15 protein-coding genes and 1 pseudogene are annotated in these 20,481 nt (G+C 38.8%); all 16 read right to left on the reverse strand.

The window, feature by feature from the left end; genetic code table 11:
- Positions 1-46: 46 nt before the first annotated feature.
- A complete protein-coding gene (locus SMI_RS08090) occupies positions 47-931 on the reverse strand; it encodes a GNAT family N-acetyltransferase (RefSeq protein ID WP_000613646.1) in 885 nt (294 codons plus the stop codon).
- Between the two features lie 11 nt (positions 932-942).
- On the reverse strand, positions 943-1,560 hold the full coding sequence (cysE, locus tag SMI_RS08095; RefSeq protein WP_000539978.1) for a serine O-acetyltransferase: 618 nt from the start codon (positions 1,558-1,560) through the stop codon (positions 943-945).
- Between the two features lie 15 nt (positions 1,561-1,575).
- Complete coding sequence (pnp, locus tag SMI_RS08100; protein ID WP_012972572.1) at positions 1,576-3,789, reverse strand: polyribonucleotide nucleotidyltransferase; 2,214 nt, start codon at positions 3,787-3,789, stop codon at positions 1,576-1,578.
- Positions 3,790-4,522: 733 nt separating this feature from the next.
- Positions 4,523-5,389, reverse strand: coding sequence for a methylenetetrahydrofolate reductase [NAD(P)H] (gene metF / locus SMI_RS08105; protein ID WP_000089967.1), 867 nt, complete (start codon positions 5,387-5,389; stop codon positions 4,523-4,525).
- 61 nt (positions 5,390-5,450) lie between these two features.
- Positions 5,451-7,700 carry a 5-methyltetrahydropteroyltriglutamate--homocysteine S-methyltransferase gene (metE, locus tag SMI_RS08110; protein ID WP_000108255.1) on the reverse strand — a complete coding sequence of 750 codons (2,250 nt, stop codon included), beginning with the start codon at positions 7,698-7,700 and terminating at the stop codon, positions 5,451-5,453.
- 107 nt (positions 7,701-7,807) lie between these two features.
- Positions 7,808-9,499, reverse strand: coding sequence for an IS1182-like element ISSmi2 family transposase (locus tag SMI_RS08115; RefSeq protein WP_000276230.1), 1,692 nt, complete (start codon positions 9,497-9,499; stop codon positions 7,808-7,810).
- 225 nt (positions 9,500-9,724) lie between these two features.
- A complete protein-coding gene (locus tag SMI_RS08120) occupies positions 9,725-10,066 on the reverse strand; it encodes a TIGR02328 family protein (protein ID WP_000625408.1) in 342 nt (113 codons plus the stop codon).
- 4 nt (positions 10,067-10,070) lie between these two features.
- Positions 10,071-10,475, reverse strand: a complete 405-nt coding sequence (locus SMI_RS08125; RefSeq protein ID WP_000429941.1) for a YbgA family protein — start codon at positions 10,473-10,475, stop codon at positions 10,071-10,073.
- 134 nt (positions 10,476-10,609) lie between these two features.
- Positions 10,610-13,654 (reverse strand): type I restriction endonuclease subunit R, encoded by a 3,045-nt coding sequence (locus SMI_RS08130; RefSeq protein WP_000228826.1) that lies wholly within the window; start codon positions 13,652-13,654, stop codon positions 10,610-10,612.
- A gap of 56 nt (positions 13,655-13,710) precedes the next feature.
- Positions 13,711-14,223: a restriction endonuclease subunit S gene (locus tag SMI_RS08135; RefSeq protein WP_231840204.1), complete on the reverse strand. Its 513-nt coding sequence runs from the start codon at positions 14,221-14,223 to the stop codon at positions 13,711-13,713.
- 104 nt (positions 14,224-14,327) lie between these two features.
- Positions 14,328-14,939 carry a restriction endonuclease subunit S gene (locus SMI_RS10855; RefSeq protein WP_231840205.1) on the reverse strand — a complete coding sequence of 204 codons (612 nt, stop codon included), beginning with the start codon at positions 14,937-14,939 and terminating at the stop codon, positions 14,328-14,330.
- Positions 14,915-15,522 (reverse strand): annotated as a pseudogene (locus tag SMI_RS10860) (restriction endonuclease subunit S); the annotation flags it as partial. The pseudogene SMI_RS10860 and the gene SMI_RS10855, both read right to left, overlap by 25 nt.
- 11 nt (positions 15,523-15,533) lie before the next feature.
- On the reverse strand, positions 15,534-16,517 hold the full coding sequence (locus tag SMI_RS08150) for a virulence RhuM family protein (RefSeq protein ID WP_001262593.1): 984 nt from the start codon (positions 16,515-16,517) through the stop codon (positions 15,534-15,536).
- Positions 16,507-18,078 carry a type I restriction-modification system subunit M gene (locus SMI_RS08155; protein WP_000146974.1) on the reverse strand — a complete coding sequence of 524 codons (1,572 nt, stop codon included), beginning with the start codon at positions 18,076-18,078 and terminating at the stop codon, positions 16,507-16,509. The genes SMI_RS08150 and SMI_RS08155 overlap by 11 nt, the downstream gene beginning before the upstream one ends.
- A 122-nt stretch (positions 18,079-18,200) precedes the next feature.
- A complete protein-coding gene (locus tag SMI_RS08160; protein WP_000241006.1) occupies positions 18,201-19,121 on the reverse strand; it encodes a DUF4238 domain-containing protein in 921 nt (306 codons plus the stop codon).
- A 7-nt stretch (positions 19,122-19,128) separates the two neighbouring features.
- A complete protein-coding gene (locus SMI_RS08165; protein ID WP_001166913.1) occupies positions 19,129-20,385 on the reverse strand; it encodes a hypothetical protein in 1,257 nt (418 codons plus the stop codon).
- Between the last annotated feature and the right edge of the window lie 96 nt (positions 20,386-20,481).

The following is a 20,481-nucleotide window of genomic DNA, read 5'->3' on the forward strand; positions in this document are numbered from 1 at the left end:
TTAATTTCATCACTAAGAGTTCAATTGAATTTCAGTCCGAATCTCTCTACACTTCGGAATCCCTTGCTCCTTTCTCATTCAGATAAACCACCTGGGTCTGTTTGACAAAGCCAATCTTTTCATACAAACGTTTGGCACCTACATTGCTATCTTCCACTGCAATCTGAAATTCCTTATCATTTTGCTCAATGAGTTGGTTGACGAGGGATTTTGCTAAATAACTTCCATAACCTTTCCCACGTTCAGATTCAGATATTGCTAAACCGTAGAAGTAATTCGTATTAGTCGATAAATCTACCGTGCAAGTTCCAATAACCTGACTATTTTTTAATAAAATATATAGGCGACTTTCTGGATCTTTCAGAGCCTCAGCGACATATCTATCCACAACTTCTCTCGATTCATGTTCCTCTGAAAATGCCTGAAATTTTAACTGACTAATTTGCTCCTGATACGAACTATCTGCTAACAAAACTTCAAGATTAGAAACCTTTGCTAACGGATAAGGTTTTCTATCCTTACCTAACCAAGTTTCTGTCTCTTCATCCTCGATTAGTCCCCAGTTGCTGACAAAATCAGGATAGCGGTCTAGAAAAACACGCTCTGTCTGAAAAGTGACTGAATGAATCGGAAAAGAAGCTGTTTCTCTCTCAAAACTAGTAAACAATGCACGTGCAATCCCCTGACGGCGATGGGCTGGATGAACCAGTATCGTCACTTCTACATCTTGATCATCTGCATAGACAGTTAATAAACCAACAAGTTCGCCTTTTTCATAATAAAGGAAAAAGGCGGGCATGTTTGGGTCAAAATTAAGCATGTTAGAGAGATAGGGATCACGATAGGTGCCGTCATAGTTTTGGCAACAGTTAATTAGTTTTTTCGCCTCAGATAGCTCCTCTTGGCTTAACTTGTTTCTTGCTTGAATCATATAGGTATCCTCTACAAACCAGACGATCTGTGACTTACATCTTTAGCCTGCTCGAGTTTATTGACGTAGTACTCTCGTTTTTCTTCGACTTCGTGAATGACTGGCTCATCCTTCTTACCATGTACACGGACAATCTTAGCAGGAATACCGACAACTGTCACATCACTAGGTACGTCTGCTACAACAACTGCTGCTGCACCGACCTTGGCATTTTCACCAATTTCCACAGGTCCGATAACTTGGGCATGGGCTGATATGAGAGCTCCCTTTCGAACGGTCGGATGGCGTTTGCCAACATCCTTACCAGTCCCACCAAGAGTCACCCCGTGATAAAGAAGAACACCTTTTTCAACGATCGCTGTTTCCCCAATCACCAAACCAGAACCATGGTCGATAAAGACACCTGAATCAATCTGGGCACCTGGATGAATCTCAATCTGAGTCCAAAAGCGCCAAAACTGACTGTGCATACGAGCCAAGAGTTTGAAGCCATGCTTCCAGAGAAAATGCGAAAGACGGTGGGCCGCCAAGGCCTTGACACCTGGATAAGTCAGCAAAACCTCCAAAGTGGTGCGGGCCGCTGGATCATTTTCTTTTACGATATCAATGGTTTCGCGCCACCATCCCATACATTTCTCCTTTTCTTATTCTGAATCTTTTGGTGTTTCTGTAACTTCTTTCTTAGGTTTGTGGTCCTTGTGATGACGTGGGCGGTGAGGTCTCTCAGACTTTTCGCCTTTTTCATCACGTTCAGGTTTTGGAGGACGAGGAAGAAGGGCTTTCATAGAAGCATCCACACGTCCTTTTTCATCAATCTTGATAACCTTAACATCAACTTCATCCCCGATGGCTACCAAGTCTTCGACATTATTGGTACGCGTCCAAGCCATCTCCGAGATATGAACGAGGGCATCCGTCTTGTCAAAGAGGTTGACAAAGGCACCAAATTTCTCGATACGAACAACCTTAGCATGGTAAACTTCATCCACTTTGGCTTCACGGACCAAACCAGCAATAATTTCTTTAGCACGGTTAATAGCATCTTGGTCGCTAGAGTAGATAGACACATTTCCTTCTTCATCGATATCAATCTTAACGCCTGTTTCAGCGATAATCTTGTCGATAGTTTCTCCACCTTTACCGATGACAATCTTAATCTTGTCCACATCAATCTTGATGGTATCAATTTTTGGAGCAGTTGGAGCCAATTCTGGACGAACTTCTGGAATGGTTGCTTCAATCACATCAAGAATTTCAAAACGGGCTTTCTTGGCTTGGGCAAGGGCTTCTGTCAAGATTTCTGCAGTGATTCCTTGAATCTTGATATCCATTTGAAGGGCTGTAATCCCGTCACGAGTACCAGCAACCTTAAAGTCCATATCTCCAAAGTGATCTTCCAAACCTTGGATATCTGTCAAGACTGTGTAGTTATTTCCATCTGAGATGAGACCCATGGCAATACCAGCTACTGGCGCCTTAATTGGCACACCACCAGCCATAAGGGCAAGAGTTCCCGCACAGATAGAAGCTTGAGATGAAGAACCATTTGATTCCAAGACTTCTGCTACCAGACGGATAGCGTATGGGAATTCTTCCAAACTTGGCAAGACTTGAGCAAGAGCACGCTCACCAAGAGCACCGTGACCGATTTCACGACGACCTGGCGCACCGTAACGACCAGTTTCCCCTACAGAATATTGAGGGAAGTTATAGTGGTGCATAAAGCGTTTCTTATACTCTGGATCCAAACCATCGATGATTTGAGTTTCTCCCATCGGAGCCAAGGTCAAAACTGAAAGAGCCTGAGTTTGTCCACGAGTAAAGAGACCTGAACCGTGCACACGAGGAAGGAAGTCAACAACCGCATCCAAAGGACGGATTTCATCAACCTTACGACCATCAGGACGAACCTTATCTTCTGTAATCAAACGGCGCACTTCAGCGTGCTCCATTTGTTCCAAGATTTCAGCCACATCACGCATAATGCGGTCAAATTCTTCGTGGTCCGCATATTTTTCTTCGTAAACAGCAGTCACTTGGTCTTTAACTGCTTGAGTTGCAGCTTCACGAGCCAATTTTTCTTCTACTTGAACCGCTTTTTGAAGGTCGCTGTTGTAGGCTGCGATGATTTCAGACTGCAAGTCAGCGTCCACATGAAGCAATTCTACTTCTGCTTTTTCCTTACCGACAGCAGCAACGATTTCTTCTTGGAAAGCAATCAATTCTTTGACCGCTTCGTGCCCTTTAAGGAGCGCTTCCAGCATGATTTCTTCTGACAATTCTTTGGCACCAGACTCTACCATGTTGATGGCGTGTTTAGTTCCTGCTACTGTCAATTCAAGGAGAGATTGCTCTGCTTGCTCTTGCGTAGGGTTGATGATGATTTGACCATCCACATAACCCACTTGGACACCAGCGATTGGGCCATCAAATGGGATATCTGAAATAGAAAGTGCCAAGGATGAACCAAACATAGCTGCCATCGGTGCAGAAGCATTTTCATCATAAGAAAGCACGGTGTTGATGACTTGGACTTCATTACGGAAACCTTCCGCAAACATAGGACGGATTGGACGATCAATCAAACGCGCTGTCAAGGTCGCATCTGTTGAAGGACGTCCTTCACGTTTCATAAAGCCACCAGGAAACTTCCCAGCCGCATACATTTTTTCTTCGTAGTTGACTTGGAGAGGGAAAAAATCCCCAGTTGCCATTTTTTTAGACATAACGGCCGCAGTCAAGACAGTTGACTCACCGTAACGCACGACAACAGAGCCATTTGCTTGCTTAGCAACCTGACCAGTCTCTACGATCAACTCACGACCCGCAAAAGTCGTTTGAAACACTTGTTTTGTCATTTTAATCCCCTTTGGATTGATAATATTATACGTCTTGCCTACAAAGATCAAGATACCAAGGACGTCAAAAGCAAAGTAAAAATAGGAAACTGACGAAGTCTTCGATGAAGACAAGACAGTTTATCTTTTTTACACAGCTTTTCGGCCGGGTTCAATTACACAAGATATTTTGGACGGTTCGACTTACCGAACATTTCTGTAGAAAAATAGGAAGGTGACGCCGCACTCGATGAGTGCTAGGAAGCTTATCTTTTTTCCTAAGAAATGAGGCCAAAATTCAATTCATCAAGATACTAAGCCGTTAAGCAACTCAAAGGAAAATAGGAAATCGAACGACGGAGCGACTGCTCCTAGGCAGATTTATCTTTTTTACACAGCTTTTCGGCCGGGTTCAATTACACAAGATACAAATCATTAGAAGGGTTTGATGCTAAAGCATCTAATCCTTTCACGCTAATCGCTATCAGGCGACTAGCTAAATGCTTTACTAACTCTCTCGTCAAATAACATTGATTTGACTCGCTCGTGTCGCTCTTTCCTACCATTAGTTATCAGAAAGATTTGATGCTAAAATATCTAAGACTCTCAGTTTAAATGCATTATTTTTTTAATACCCTCATCTTTGTATCAAGTACGTACAGAGATTATTTTATCATATTTTTCTTAAAAAGTGCGGTCTTTACCATTAAAAAGGAACCATCCCCCTCACCTGAGAAGAATGGTTTGCTTTTTATTATCCTAGAGACTGGTGATTAAACAAAGCATGTGTTGCTTGGTGGATGTATTTTGCTGTTTCTGCATTGTTCATAGTGTAGAGATGCACACCGGCAACATCCTGAGTTACCAAGTCCACGATTTGGTCCACCGCATAGGCAAGTCCTGCTGCTCTGAGCGACTCAGGGTCATGCTCATACTTGTCTAAAATGGCTTTGAATTTGCGTGGAAGATGGATATTCTCACAAGTCTTCAAGAGGCGGAGAGCCTGATTTCGATTCAGAATTGGCATAATCCCTGCATGAATGGGAACATCAATCCCAGCCAAGATGCACTTGTCTTGGAAATCATAGAAGCGCTCATTGTCAAAGAAAAGCTGAGTTACAAGACTCGAACAACCTGCATCTACTTTCTTCTTAAGATTTTGAATATCTGAAATCTGATTTGGTGAATCTGGATGTCCTTCCGGATAACAAGCACCAACAATATCAAAGTGAGGGGCTTGTTCCTTGATGAACTCAATCAAGTCGGTTGCGTAACGAAAATCCTTTTGCGGCTCCACATCTGGAATAATATCCCCACGAAGAGCCAAGATTTTCTGCACCCCAACCTTGTCCAAGTCAGCAATGGTTTCAGCAACCTTGTCCTTGGTCAGATAGATGGCTGGCAAGTGAGCAATAGTCGGAATCGCCAAGTCATTTTGGATAAAGTCAGCCAAACGGACCGTCGTTTCCTTGATATTAAATTTATTATTGCTGGCAGTTACACTGATAAAGTGAGGGGCCAACTCCTGCATATCTTGAAGAGCAGAAATAATGTTATCATTACCCACAGCTGGGTTGGGAGGGAACACTTCAAATGAGAGTGACGGTGTTTGGCGTGACATAGTCATTATCCTTTTCTAGTTGATTTTTTTGAACAACCATTGTATGGGGAAAAATCCAATCTTACAATTTCTCACGTGCAGCTTTAGCTGCTTCCACAAGGCGGATCAAGCTTTCTTTTGTTTCTGGAATACCACGTGTTTTCAAACCACAGTCAGGGTTGATCCAAACTTTCTTACTTGGCACTTTAGCAAGGATGGCTTCGATTGTATTGTCGATTTCGCCTTCATTTGGCACACGAGGTGAGTGGATATCGTAAACCCCAGGTCCCACTTCTGTTTGGAAGTTTTTCGCTTTGAGTTCGTCCAAGATTTCAAGGTTTGAACGGCTAGCCTCAAATGAGATAACGTCCGCATCCAAGTTATCGATAGCTGGGATGATATCTGTAAATTCTGAGTAACACATGTGAGTGTGGATTTGAGTATCTGGCGCTACTGTTGAGTGTACCAAGCGGAAGGCAGGAATTGCCCAGTCAAGGTAGTCTTCGTACCAGTCGCTACGACGGAGTGGCAATTTTTCACGAAGAGCAGCCTCGTCGATTTGGATAATTTTCACGCCAGCAGCTTCAAGGTCCAGCACTTCATCCTTAATAGCAAGAGCGATTTGAAGAGTAGAATCCTTGATAGAGATGTCTTCACGTGGGAATGACCAGTTGAGGATGGTAACAGGTCCAGTCAACATACCTTTAACAGGTTTGTTTGTACGACTTTGTGCATAGCTAGACCATTTAACAGTGATAGGGTTAAGACGAGTTACATCACCCCAGATGATTGGTGGTTTCACCCCACGCATACCGTATGATTGTACCCAACCATTTTTAGAGAAGAGGTAACCTGACAAGTTTTGACCGAAGTACTCAACCATGTCATTACGCTCGAACTCACCGTGAACAAGGACATCAAAGTCGATATCTTCTTGCCATTTGATCCATTCATCGATTGTTTCAGCAAGGAAAGCGTCGTACTCTTCTTGAGACAATTCACCTTTACGGTAAGCCAAACGTTTGGCACGAACTTCCTTAGTTTGAGGGAATGAACCGATAGTTGTTGTTGGAAGAGCTGGAAGTTTGAAAGCTTCTTCTTGGATAGCTTCACGTTCTGCAAAGGCTGGCAAACGAGTGTAGTCTGCGTCTGTCAAGCCAGCGATACGAGCACGAAGTTCCGCATTTTCACCCACACGTTCAGTTGCAAAGAGTTCTTTGTTGGCTTCAAGAGCTTCTTCACCTTGACCATTGCGGATAGCATCCAAGTCACGAAGTTCTTCCAATTTTTCAACTGCAAAGGCAAAGTGGTTCAAGATAGCTGGCTCAAATTCTTCATTAGCAGTTGTAAATGGCACATGAAGAAGTGAGCATGAGCTTGTCAAGACAATGTTTTCAGCTGGGATTTGCTCAAGAACAGCCAAGCTCTTTTCGTAGTTATTACGCCAGATGTTTTTACCATTGACAATACCTGCATAAAGAGTCTTGTCAGCTGGGAAGCCACCTTTAACGAGTTCAAGAGTTTTCTTACCTTCAACGAAGTCCAAACCAATGGCATCTACTGGCAAGTTCACAAGGTCAGCGTAAACGTCACGAACGTCTCCGAAGTAAGTTTGAAGCAAGACTTCAAGACCTTTTTTGTCAGCCAAAAGTTTATTGTAGAGGTTCAAGAAGAGAGCTTTTTCTTCGGCAGTCAAATCTTTGACAAGAGCCGCTTCATCCAATTGGATGCGAGTTGCACCAAGTTCTGCCAATTTTGCAAAAACTTCTTGGTAAGCAGCCACTAAGCTGTCTACGAAGTCTTCTGCTTTCACACCTTCTTCAAAGTCTGACAATTGAAGGAAAGTAAATGGCCCTACAAGAACTGGGCGAGTGTTCAATCCAAGTTCTTTTGCTTCTTGGAACTCATCAAAAATCTTGTGACCAGCCAATTTTACTTGAGTGTCTTTTTCAAACTTAGGAACGATGTAGTGGTAGTTAGTGTTGAACCATTTCTTCATTGGAAGGGCGCGAACGTCCCCTTTTTCTCCTTGGTAACCACGACCCAAAGCGAAGTAGCGCTCAAGGTCAGACAAGTCCAAGTTTTGAACGGATGCAGGTACCACGTTGAAGAGGAAGGCTGCATCTAGGAAGTTGTCATAGTGAGAAAAATCATTTGATGGAATTTCAGTGATGCCTTTTTCTTTGACAATGTTCCAGTGTTTAGCACGCAAGTCTTTTGATGCCGCCAAGAGTTCTTTTTCTGAGATTTCTTTTCTAAAGTATTTTTCAGTTGTAAATTTTAATTCGCGGAATTCTCCCAAACGAGGGAAACCGATGATTGTAGTTGACATGATGTGTCCTCCAAAATTTGTTGTTGAAACTATCTTAACAGAAAAGGAATCATCTGTATAATTGTAAAAAATTAGGCTTTGATATAGTTTGAAACTATATCTCTGTTTTAAACAAAAGGAAAAGACGAGGCTGGGCAAAAACTAGCTTCTAAATAAAACCACACAGTGATTCCAGTCTTGAATCCAATCAAGCTGAAAGAAATACTGTGTGGTTTTTGAATAGTGGATGTTTTAGAGGCTAGATTCTTGGCCAACTTGGTGAGATTCATGCTCATAAAGATGAATCCTATTTCTGTTGAGACAGCTTGTTTCCCTCTGACATGCACTCTGCGCACGCCAAAAACACTCTTCAATCTACCAAAAACGGGTTCAACATCGATTTTCCGTTTGGCATAGATTCGAGAGCCTTCTTCACTATGTAATGTTTGCTTAAGGAGTTCCTTAAAGTAATTCCAAGTTGGATTATAATGGATTTGTTTCTGGTTTCCACTATCTGTTTTAGCCAACTGTTCTAACTCTGGAGTGTCTTGAACTTTATCAGCCTCATAAATCTTGAAATCACGTTGAAAGCCATACTTGTCAGTTCGACTAGAGTAGTTCTTAAAAGAATAAACTACGCCGTCGGGCTTTATAAACTGGTCCGTGTCCTCAAGATATTCCCAGTTCATTGGATTATCTGTGCTCGTCTGGTACTTTTTAGTCAATTCCTTCTGATACATGGTGTAGGGAATAAGCGGTATTTTTTCCAATTCATCAATGATAAAACGATAATTTTCTTCGCTACCATAACCAGCATCTGCTACGATATAGTTGAATAAGTCTAGGGTTTGAATCGATTGGAGGAAAGGTTTCAGAGTGCGAGTGTCTGTTGGATTTGGAAAGATATCAAAATCAAGGACATACTGACCATTGGTAGCCGCTTGGACATTATAACCAGGTTTCAGTTGCCCATTTTGCATATGGTCTTCCTTCATTCGCATAAAGGTGGCATCATGATCCGTTTTTGAGAAAGAGTTGCGGTCTTCTAAAATTTTTCTAGCTTCTTCATATCGCTGTTTACGAGGAAGGAAATCATCCTTTAATTGCTTACGGATTTTCTTTATCCGACGGCGTTTTTGTCTATTGGCAGACCCACCCTTTATCACTTTAGGCTCTTCTTCAATAGCTTGTTCTATTTCAACTAAGGTAGCCTCCGTTTTTTCTAGTAGCTCCTCCAAACCCTGACTGGTTTCCCGTTCTTCTTTAGATAAGGCGAGATTTACTCCTTCTTGAATCAGCTGGTCATAGAGCTGGGAAATTTTCCCATTCAAGGCTGCTTCATATTTGTCAATAGCTCTTTTCCAAGTGAAAGAATAGAGGTTGGCATCAGCTTCTAGTTTTGTTCCATCAATGAACAAGGCATCATCCTCAATCATCCCATTCTCACGCATGAGTAAAGTGAAGTAAATAAAAGCAGTTTTGATTAGGTTGTTGGCATGTTTACTGGAGCGGAAGTTATTAATCGTTTTATAGCTAACATAGGTATCTTGGCTCAACCATTTCATGGGAATGACTTCTGAGTTCATTTGAACGATTTTACGTCCAGAGAACACTTGACGAGCGTAAGCGAACAGGGTCATCTTCATGAGCATGGCTGGATGAAAGGCAGGGCGACCAGTGTGAGAGGTCTCTTCCAATAGAACTTGACTAGGGATACTGTCTACAAAGAGGCTAATCATTCTTGCTTCGTGATTTGATGGAATATCGTAGGCAAGATTTACTTCCAAACTTAACTGATTTGTGTTATAATCTTTATACATTGTCATGGCTTTCTAATTGTTTTGTTGTTATTTTAATTATAAACCATGACATAAGAAAACGAGCATCTCCAACTACGGAAATGCTCGTTTTTTTAATAGTTAGAAGCGAGTTTTTGCCCAGCCTCATCCTTTGTGTAGCTTGTTTTTTAACTATATTTCAGTTAGACTGGCCAAACGCGTTATTAGTAATTCTTATAAGTGACTATGGCTTGTTATTAGAAAAGACTATAGGTTGATTCCCTTCTCTCGGAGATTAGCCAGACACTCCTCATAGTAGGCATGGTCATGCTCACTATAGATAGGACTTTTCAGCTTTTCCTCTGCTAAGTCTTGATAAGGAGGGCAGGTTTTGCCACGATAATTCTTATCCAACCACTCTGGACTGACCTTGTAGCCACGGTCAGTCATCTCCTCCATGATCAAGTCATGATAGGCATAGAGACGATAGGGCGAGTGGGTAAAGACATAGTCAACCGTCGCATGCTTTCTGCCCCAGCCATTGCCACGAAGTGCGCAGCACTCTCGATGTTGCCCCAAAAGTTGAGGGCGGGGAAGTTGTGAAATCAAAGCCTCATGTCAAAGTCTCATGGGCGTCTCCTTTCAGTAAAGTCGAATGTTGCAAATAGGTATTTGGATAGCGATCAAGCAAGTCTCTAGTCTTAGTGATCAAGTCTTCCTTAGAAGCCTGACCAAAGCGGTAGCGATCCAACAAGAGCATGTAGTCTTGGCGCTCGTTAAGGCTGGCTTGCTTTTTAAAATAGCTCCAAATATGCTGGAAGGCGTTGCAAACCTGACCCCTGTGTTCTGGAATCTGATAGGCACGATCGATCAGTTCTTGAACATGACTTACCTCCACCTCTTCATTCTTCAAGTATTGGCGGATCCCATTGTAAATATTGCTGGAATGACTCAAAACGAGGTATTTGTTTCTCGCCCAGAGTTGCTGGCAAAGGGCATGTTGGTTGTTATTTTCCATATTTCTCCTTACTTTCTACTAGTTCCCCGGAAATATGGAAACAAAGTTGTATCTAAAAAATGAGCGGAATATGAGCGAATAAATAGTATTTTTTGTAGAGCCTGATTTTTCTAATAAATATTAGTCAACAATCCTTAAATACCTGAATAAGTCTCTACTAACAACTGAATCTTACGTAAAACTTCTTGCTTTTTCCGTTCACGTGCTCCCTGTCTACGAGAAGTTGGTGGAATAATCGAATCCAAATCAGTCCCACTATTTTCAGCATAACCTCGTTGAATTGATTTATCAATAAATAATTGGTAATCAGCTACAAGTTTCTCAGACTCAGCTAGGTCATGGATTGCGATTTTCTTGCGCTCCTTGCCATATTCATAGAAAGCATTGATAATCCCATCATGGTCTTTCAATTTTTGCAAATCAGTGTCATTGATAAAGCCGATAACCAACTCTTCTTTGGCACGAATATCAATACTAGAACGAATCACACGACTAACTTCTGCTTTCATTGCTTCTTTGGACTCAGAATTCTTCGATTTTTCAACAATCAATGCAAGAATGTAGTCCAGATTAATCTCATCTGTTTTTAGGAGTTCAATCTCAAATTCAACATCTGAAAGATCAACATCCAAATTCTTGGACTTTTCATAGTTCTTAAGATTCAAAAATTCATCTCGAATTTCCACATAAGTACTTCTTAAATCCTGAAGATAACCTTCTGAAATAGGTTTGTCTATCTCTTGGAATTCGTCATAATTTCGAAGAACATTATCAAGCTTCAACAACTCACCAAATAACTTAACAAACTCCTTCTTATCATGCTCTGTTTCAATTTCTTGCGGATTCGGGAATCTTTCCAGAATTTCCTGACAAACCGCAGTATATCCTTTAACCTCGATACCCGTTACTTGATCCACGAAACCATCTATATATTCGCTAAAGCTTTTTTCTAAGATGATTTCAAGCTTATTAGTGTCTCCAAAAGTCTTAATAGCTTCTTGCGTAGCCTTTTCTAAATCACGGAAACAAACAATATTCCCAAAAGGTTTAACCTTGTTAAAAATCCGATTGGTTCTCGAAAAGGCCTGAATCAAACCATGATAACGTAGATTTTTATCGACAAAGAGTGTATTCATAGTCGGGGCATCAAATCCCGTTAAGAACATACCGACCACAATCAGCAAATCCACTTCCTTGGATTTAACTCGTTTGGAAAGGTCACGATAGTAATTTTGAAACTCTTTCCCATCTGTCGAAAAGTTCGTCTTAAACATTTGATTATAGTCGTCAATTGCTCTAGAAAGGAACTCTTTAGAAGATAGAGGCATAGCTGTATCTTGAGGTTCTAGCTCTTCGTCTTGAATTTCCCCATAAGCAGACTGTTCTTCGTTAGGTGCAAAGCTAAAGATGGTTGCAACTTTTAAGCGTTTAGCTTCTAGTAAAGCTGCTTGTTGTCGCTGGAGTTCTTCATAGTATAATTTTGCTGCTTCAATACTTTGTACAGCTAGCATAGCATTAAATCCAGACAATTGTTTTTGTTTATGAGTATAGTGTTGATTTCGGTGTGTTTTTGTATTATACACGCGAAGTAAGTATTCTGTGATGGTTGCTATCCGTTCTGGATGTAGAAGTAGCTCCTTCTCCATCTTTTTAAGTTTCTTCTCATCAATCTCTCGGCCAACTGCTTTTTCAGCTTCTCTATACTTATTGATTTCAGGCTTGATATAGTTGTAATCAACCTTAAACTTCAAGACTTTTTTATCCCGAATAGCATCCGTGATAACGTAGTTATGAAGCTGTTCTCCAAAAACTTCTTGCGTTGTTTCACCCGTCAAGCTATTTTCTGGGAAAATTGGTGTCCCTGTAAATCCAAATAGGGCGTACTGTTTAAAAGCCTTCTTAATGCGCTTTTGAGCCTTCCCAAACTGAGAACGATGACACTCGTCAAAAATCAAGACACATTTCTTAGCATAGACTTCATGATTAGGATTTGCAGTGATAAACTTATTTAACTTTTGAATAGTTGTGACAACGATTCGATCATCATTTTCTTCGATACTGCGTTGTAGTTCTTTTGTATTGTTACTACCATTGACTGAATTTGGTTGGAATTTTTGATATTCCTTCATAGTTTGATAGTCTAAGTCTTTTCTATCTACAACGAATATCACTTTGTCAATGTAGTCCAACTCTGTTGCCAAACGAGCAGTCTTAAAGCTGGTCAAGGTTTTCCCTGACCCTGTCGTATGCCAGATATAGCCACAAGCATTGATGGTTCCAAAATTCTTCATCTCATTCGAGGAATGAATTTTTCTCAAAATACTCTCGGTAGCTGCTATCTGATAAGGGCGCATGATGAGCAAGGTATTATCCACATCAAAAACACAATACTTAGTCAAGACTTCCAATAGGACACGCTTGCTTAAGAAAGTAACGGTAAAATCTTCCAATTCGTGAATAGTCTTATTCTTACGGTCCGCCCACTCACAGGTAAACTCATAGTGATTTTTATTTTGAGCTGTCGTATTTGCAAAGTAGCGTGTATAAGTTCCATTCGAAATCACAAAAATCTGAACATACTTATACAAAGAATTTTCACTATTAAAGCTTTCCTTACTATAGCGGTGAACCTGATTAAAAGCTTCTTGTAGACTAACTCCACGCTTCTTCAATTCAATCTGAACTAGTGGAATACCATTGACTAAAATGGTCACATCATAGCGGTTGGTATGACTCCCCACTTGCGTCACTTGGTTGATAACCTGCATGCTGTTGTTGTGAATATTTTTCTTGTCGAGGATGAAAATATTTTTAATCCGTCCATCATCAAAGACAAAGTCATAGATATGATTTTCTTGGATTTTTCGTGTTTTTTCAACCAAACCTTCATTGGGACAGTCTAAATACTCGACTACAAAACGTTGCCATTCAGCATCCGTAAACGTAACCTTATTAAGCTTTTCAATTTGAACCTTTGCATTCGCTAAAAGCTCTGAAGGAGTATGGATATCCAATCGTTCATAATTGAGACCATTGACCAAATCCGTAAGCAATTGTCTTTCCAAATCTGCCTCAGACTGAAATTCTCTATCTGTACGATACTCTGGTTGATACTCAGCCAAGAGAATCCCTTCATTTGTTTCCGCAATTACTTCATGTACTTTTGAATAATCAACCATAGTATGCTTCCTTTTATTGTATTAATTGAGATTCTTTCTCAAAATGATTCAAGAATTTATCTAGTAAAGTTTAATAATTGTTCTCTCCAGTATTCATACTGTTTCTGTCTTAGTTCGATTTCTTTTGGAAGACCTTCAGAAAGAGAGTTGGTTAGGGTGTTAAAATTGTCAAGAATGGAGACGATTCTTTTTTGTTCTGTAATGGATGGCAATATAAACTTATATTGCATAATAGCTTTCTTATCTCCTCGGGGCATCTTAGAACCTTTTGAATATTGCACATTATAATAAAAGAATCGATCATCTGACAAAATATAATATAAATATTTATTTTCCATACAAGGGGTAATAGAATTTTGAATTGTCAAGACATCTCCACTTGTCCCACCAACTTGATTAGAAAACCAAATTTTTTTGAGATAAGGTCTGATATTACCAATCAATATATCACCCTGATTATAGGTTGTAACACTTCCTTGATCAGGTAAAAATGTAGCAACTGCTTTCCCTTTTCTATCTTGCAACAAATTATCAACTCCAACATAAGTTTCAGGAGTTAAATCTGTCACACTAATCCTCTTTTGACTATATTCTGCAACTGCTCCCAACTTCACTCGAATTGGTCCAAATACCCACTGTAAAAGTTTGATAATAGCGGAGTTGTCCCACTCCTCTACTCTACTCTACTCTCAGTGTACTCGCCTTCGGCGACGAATGTCAAGAGTTTTTCTCTAAAATATTCATACTGTTTTTGGCGTAGTTCAATCTCCTTGGGTAGTCCGATGTTGAGGTCATTACAAACCGTATCAAAGTTGTCTAAAACTTGAACAATACGAGATTGAATTTTAGGTTCCACATATGGTATTGGAAAATTTCTTAATTTCCCAAGTCCAAGAAACACTTGACTACCTTTACTACTATTACTTGAAATATAATCTTTGGCATATGTTGACTGTAAATAATGTAATAAATATCTTGCTAAAATCCTACTTTGTGTCTTAATCAATCCTACGTTTTTAATAGCAAAGTCTGGCTCCTCAGTAATATGAGCTATTTCTCCAACAGTTCCAATCATAGTAAATAACAAATCATCAATATCAACTTTACTTCTCTTGTTAATATTATCAAAGTCGGATTCACTTATAAAATAAGCACTATCAAAATTTATCGAACCATTTTTGACATTTTTGGAGGTTATTAAATATTTACCAAAAGCTTTTTTATTTGGCGAGTCATGTGTTCCATCACGCACATCACAAACTTCCCCCAGAGTCTTCCACTCCACCTGATATACTTTATCGTTCGCCCCCCCCCGAACCATCTTCATCAAAGTTCAAGAGATAATCTCTAAAATAAGAATATTGCTTTTTACGTAAGGTCAATTCTGAGGTCAATTCTGAGGTCAATTCTGTAACATAATCGGTGAATTTGTCAAGTATTTGCACGATTTTTTCTTGAATTTCTAGGGGAGGAATAGGTATCAGAGTAATTTTCGCATTACTCCAATGTCTTTTATAGCTTCCTTCTTTCTTATAAAAATTACAAAAGCAATAGTATATATATTTTGCTTTTATGCCACTTTTAGGTTTCAAAATTTTTAAACCATCTGCTCCTTGAACAAAAGCAAAGTCTACATATTTTACATGCTCTGAGTGATCCCCGAAAATGATATATTCATCTTTTTCAAGATATTTTTCATTATCTGCGTAACCTGCTATGAATTGTTCACCCTGATCAACAACTGGTATTCTACCTGTTACTTGATACTCCTTTTTAGTTAGCTTTACTGGACTTGTAACAGTATCAACCACTTCCCCCAACTCTTTCCACTCAACAGGACAGTTTTGGATTTCTTCTAGGATGTTCATCACTTACCTCCTTACTTGGCTAGATTTTCAATACTTTTGATTTCCTTGAGGTAATCTTTTTCAACTTGACTAAGGGTCTTGGCTTGGTAGCTCTTATATTCCTTATCCACCTTATGCTCCATCTGTTCACGAGAGATAGAGCCACTATTGTCCAGCAAGTCTTCTCCAGTAGCCAGAAGGATTCGATCCACATGTGTTACCCAGTCAGCCATAGTCATGACTTCTTCTCGCTCTGCCTGTCTTTCAGCAAAGTCTAGATATCCTGATACAAGCTGGTTAAGCCCACGGAGTTCCTTTTCTGTCAGATAATTCTTGGCAACTTTTGCTTCAGATAGAGTAGGGAGGTCTCCCTTAAAGGTAGTTAAGCCCAGAAACTCCTTTTCACTATCAATACGATTGTAGATGAGTTCGCTGGCAGTATTGTGGTGAATAGCATAATGCATCTTGTTTTGAACCGTCGCAAAGAATTTCTTTGCCTCTGGTGAATTTGCATTGTAGTCGCTTGATGTAGCAAAGAGATCCAAGACCTGACGATAAAAGACTTTTTCACTCGAGCGAATGTCTCGGATTCTTTCAAGGAGTTCTTTAAAGTAAGAGCCTCCACCCAAGTTTTTCAGACGCTCATCATCCATAGCGAAGCCCTTAATCAGATACTCTTTCAAGATTGTCGAAGCATAGAGTCTGAACTGAATGCCACGAGGAGATCGAACTCGATAACCAATCGCCAAAATCATATCGAGATTATAGTAGGCAACATTTCGCTGAACACTTCTATTGCCCTCATTTTGAACTGTCAACTTATAGTTGACAGTTGCCTCTTCCGATAATTCTCCATCTTCAAAAATAGCCTTGATATGCTTACTAATATTTTGCTTGGAAGTTTGAAAGAGCTCAGCTAGCTCTTGTTGGGTCAGCCAGACCGTTCCATTATCCAAGTGAAGTTCAATAGCGGACTCGCCGTCATCTGTCCTATAGAGAATCACATCATTTGCCATGGCTCAGCTCCTCTACAATCTTGTCTATCTCTGCACGCAAGTGGTCAATCTTGGCTACAGTTTCTGCAATTTCTTTATTGAGAACATTTATATCAATCTTCTCACGTGTATCTTCTTGTTCGACATAGGTTGAAACAGATAGGTTATAATCCTGCTCTGAACCAATCACATCATTGCCAACAAGAGCAGATTTATAGTCAACATTTTGATAATTAGAGAATAATTCAACTATATGTTCGATATTGCTATCCGTCAAAACATTGTTGTTAGTTTCTTTTTTGAATTCCTTACTCGCATCGATAAAGAGCGTTTTGTTCTCTAGTTTATTTTTTGCCAAAACCAAGATCGTCGTTGCGATAGAAGTTCCAAAGAAGAGATTATCTGGAAGGGAAATAACCGCTTCAACAAAGTTGTTATCTACTAGGTACTGACGAATAGTCTTTTCAGCTCCACCACGATAGAAAATACCTGGGAAACATACAATAGCTGCTCGACCTTTATTGGACAAGTGGTTGAGACTATGCATGATAAAGGCAAAGTCAGCTTTTGACTTAGGAGCTAGCTTACCAGCTGGCGCAAAACGGTCATCATTTATCAGAGTTGGATCTCCATCTCCCACCCATTTGACAGAGTACGGAGGGTTAGAAACGATAGCATCAAACGGCTTTTCTTCCAGATGCTGAGGATTTAAAAGGGTATCTCCTCGCTTAATATCAAAGTTGTTGTAGTTGATATTGTGCAAGAACATATTCATACGAGCCAAGTTATAGTTGGTCATATTAATTTCTTGACCAAAGAATCCATCCTCTAGAATATGGTCTTCATATTGTTTTTTCATTTGAAGAAGGAGAGAGCCTGAACCACATGTTGGGTCATAGACCTTGTTAATTTTGTCCTTGCCGACCATCACTAGGCGAGCTAGTAGTTTAGAGACTGTCTGAGGTGTGAAAAATTCACCCCCGCTTTTTCCTGCATTACTTGCATAGTTGGAAATCAAGAACTCATAAGCATCCCCAAAGGCATCAATGTCATTTTCCTCAAAATTACCAAAGTTAATGCTATTGATACCATTTAGAATGTCAGAAAGTCGTTTATTCTTTTCTGGAACAGTTCCACCAAGGATATTGCTTCGTGTATCCAAGTTATCAAACAGACCTTTGATATCATCTTCTGATTTGAAGCCAATAGCTGATTTCTCAATAGCTTGGAAAATATTGGCCAAGTCTTCGTTTAAATTTTCATTTTGCGAGGCATTCTCGACAACATTTTCAAATAGTTGACTCGGAAGAATAAAAAATCCCTTATCCTCAACTGTTCCTGGTTTGAAATCTTGCTCAGCTTCTTGGTCACTCAATTCAGCATAACGGAATTCTAGATCCCCAGCCTCATGCTCAGCACGGTCAAAATAATCAGCCATATGCTCTGAAATAAAGCGATAGAAAAGGATACCTAGGATATATTGCTTAAAATCCCAACCATCTACAGCACCACGAACATCGTCCGCAATCGCCCAAATCTTACGATGCAGTTCCTTGCGTTCTGCATTTTCTTTACTTGCCATTTTTACTTTCCTTATTAAATGTATTATCTTTTCTATTTTATCATATTTTAAGAAAACCCACTCGCCACAGGGAGGGAGAGGGGGTTATCTTTATATAAAACGAAAATAACGCGTTATTTAGGTTATAAATAAGAAATAGTTTTTAAGTAATCTATAGAATCTGGATGAACAAATATCTGTCTCTCAGCGTGTTTAGCTTGAAGATTATTAACTGAGTTTATAAAAGGAATATCATGATTTGAAAAAAATCCTAGTGTATTGTTCAAATTTTTCATATTTCCACCAAAAAACTTCTTTGGTACTATCTTAATTAGAATTTTACTGGACAATGGATAATAGATAAATATATCATCTCTTCCTACACCGTTGTCAGCGTAAGAAACTGAATTTCTAATGAAATTATACATCACAACTGGAGAGTCACTTGTAATAAAAGGAAGACTAGAATTATTGAAATAAATTAACCAAATTTTATCAACTAATACCTTAGAAAATTTTTCCAGTCTGTCTACTTCTGCAATTAATGGAATAGTCATATCTCTTATAAAATCATTTTTATTATTTACAAAATCTTCTAATATGCCTTTTATTATTTCAGGATGTAATTCAAACTGTTCGGATGTTTCGTTGATTGTCTCATCAAACATAATTTTCCCATTCTCAAACCTACGTTCTAAAAATCCTGGTACTCTTAACACTTGAAAAGTGATCATTTTAGATAACGAGTGAATCTGAGAAACTGTTAAAACATCATTCTTTTTTTGAGATAATGTTAGCGAAGCAATTATATTGGTCATCTCTGGTCCATATAACGGTTCGATCTCGCTAGAGAAAAATTTCTCCCAATATTTAGAATCTTTTTTACCACTAACGTCATAAAAGTTTTTCCTAAACGCCACATTATCAACTGAATCTATAAAAATTTTATTAGATTTTAATTGTTTAACTGCTATATTATAGCCTTTATTATTAAGATTTTTCTTACCGAATCGTTTTAAATAACTTTTAGGAACAACATGCTGTTTAACATTTGATTTAACCATATTCCTTCTATCTATTTAGTTCACACAAGCCGACTTCTCGGAAACGAGATAGTATATCTTCTGAACTTAATTTTCCTGCTTTAAACTGTTCAAACATTTTTAAGAAAATAAGACTATCTATTATCAACACATTATTAGCTGCATTACTGGCTACTTCAATAACATTATTGCTAACAGGTAGCCGTTCCTCAGGTTTTATATCCTTAAATCGATTTACTATGATTATCTTTTTAATTACGTCTGGAACAACTTCTTTTGTTTCTTCATAAATATGTCCGTGAGTCACTAATTGTGAAACATTTGATTTTTTTACATCTTTTGTTAGACCTTTAAATTCAAAAATGTAATGAAGCCCATCTTTCTCGAAAGAATAATCTTCATTTTTTCTATCTTCAAATTCACTTTGAACATCACACATTATTTCTAACATTTCACTCAAAATTACTTCTAATTCTGATCCTGATTTAAATAAAATTGATTCAAAACGTTTATTTTCACGAATTATTTCTTTTGAAATGTTTATTTTATCTTTAGACTCTTCAATCTTTTTATTTTCTATTTGTATAGCTTCATCTTGCTTAATATCATCAAAAAAATGTAGTTCTTGAAACCAGTCAGGCGCCTCTTCTTCGGTTTCATCCATCAAAACATTTTGTACTAAGACTGATAATTCATCATTATTTTTAGCTTGTAGAGTGGTTAATGAATACTTGCCATGTGATACAAATACTAATTTTTCGCTTCCATCTGAATAAGCCATATCCTCTGGTAGATTATAACCGTCATAATAATTGTCCCCCATTCTTGAGTCAAAGTAGAAATCAGCTGATAGTTTGGTACCTAACAAATTTGTATGAGTTTTTTCGTAATACAAATCAATATCTATTGGTATAACTTTTTCTAAATTATGAACCAAATACCTGATAATATCTTTAAGTTGCTCCCTAGACAAAAAATCTTTGCCTCTTCCTCTAATTGGTGTTGCATATTCCGTTTTAAAGCTAATATTTGGTGGTAGAATGTATAAGAATTTTGTCTTAGATGAGTGACAAACGCTAGTTAATAGCGTTTGAAAGTCATTATCGCAACCTAGTTTTTCAAAATCCTTATTATAACAACGATTTAACCAAATTGATGAACTAGTCAAATCGATAATATTTAAATCATAAGAATCTAATGAATGGGCCTCCCCAAATGAATTACACTTCGTTACACTATAATTATTTTCATTACGCCCATTATAATTTATTAACTGTATTTGCATTCTTTTCCTTTCTATCTTACATCGAATCTATTTTCTCTTTTTAATTTTCCTAATAAAATTATACCACGAAGCCACAAAAATCCCCTTAGAAATCCG

The sequence above is a fragment of the Streptococcus mitis B6 genome, assembly GCF_000027165.1.
GTDB classification, from domain to species: Bacteria; Bacillota; Bacilli; order Lactobacillales; family Streptococcaceae; genus Streptococcus; species Streptococcus mitis_AR.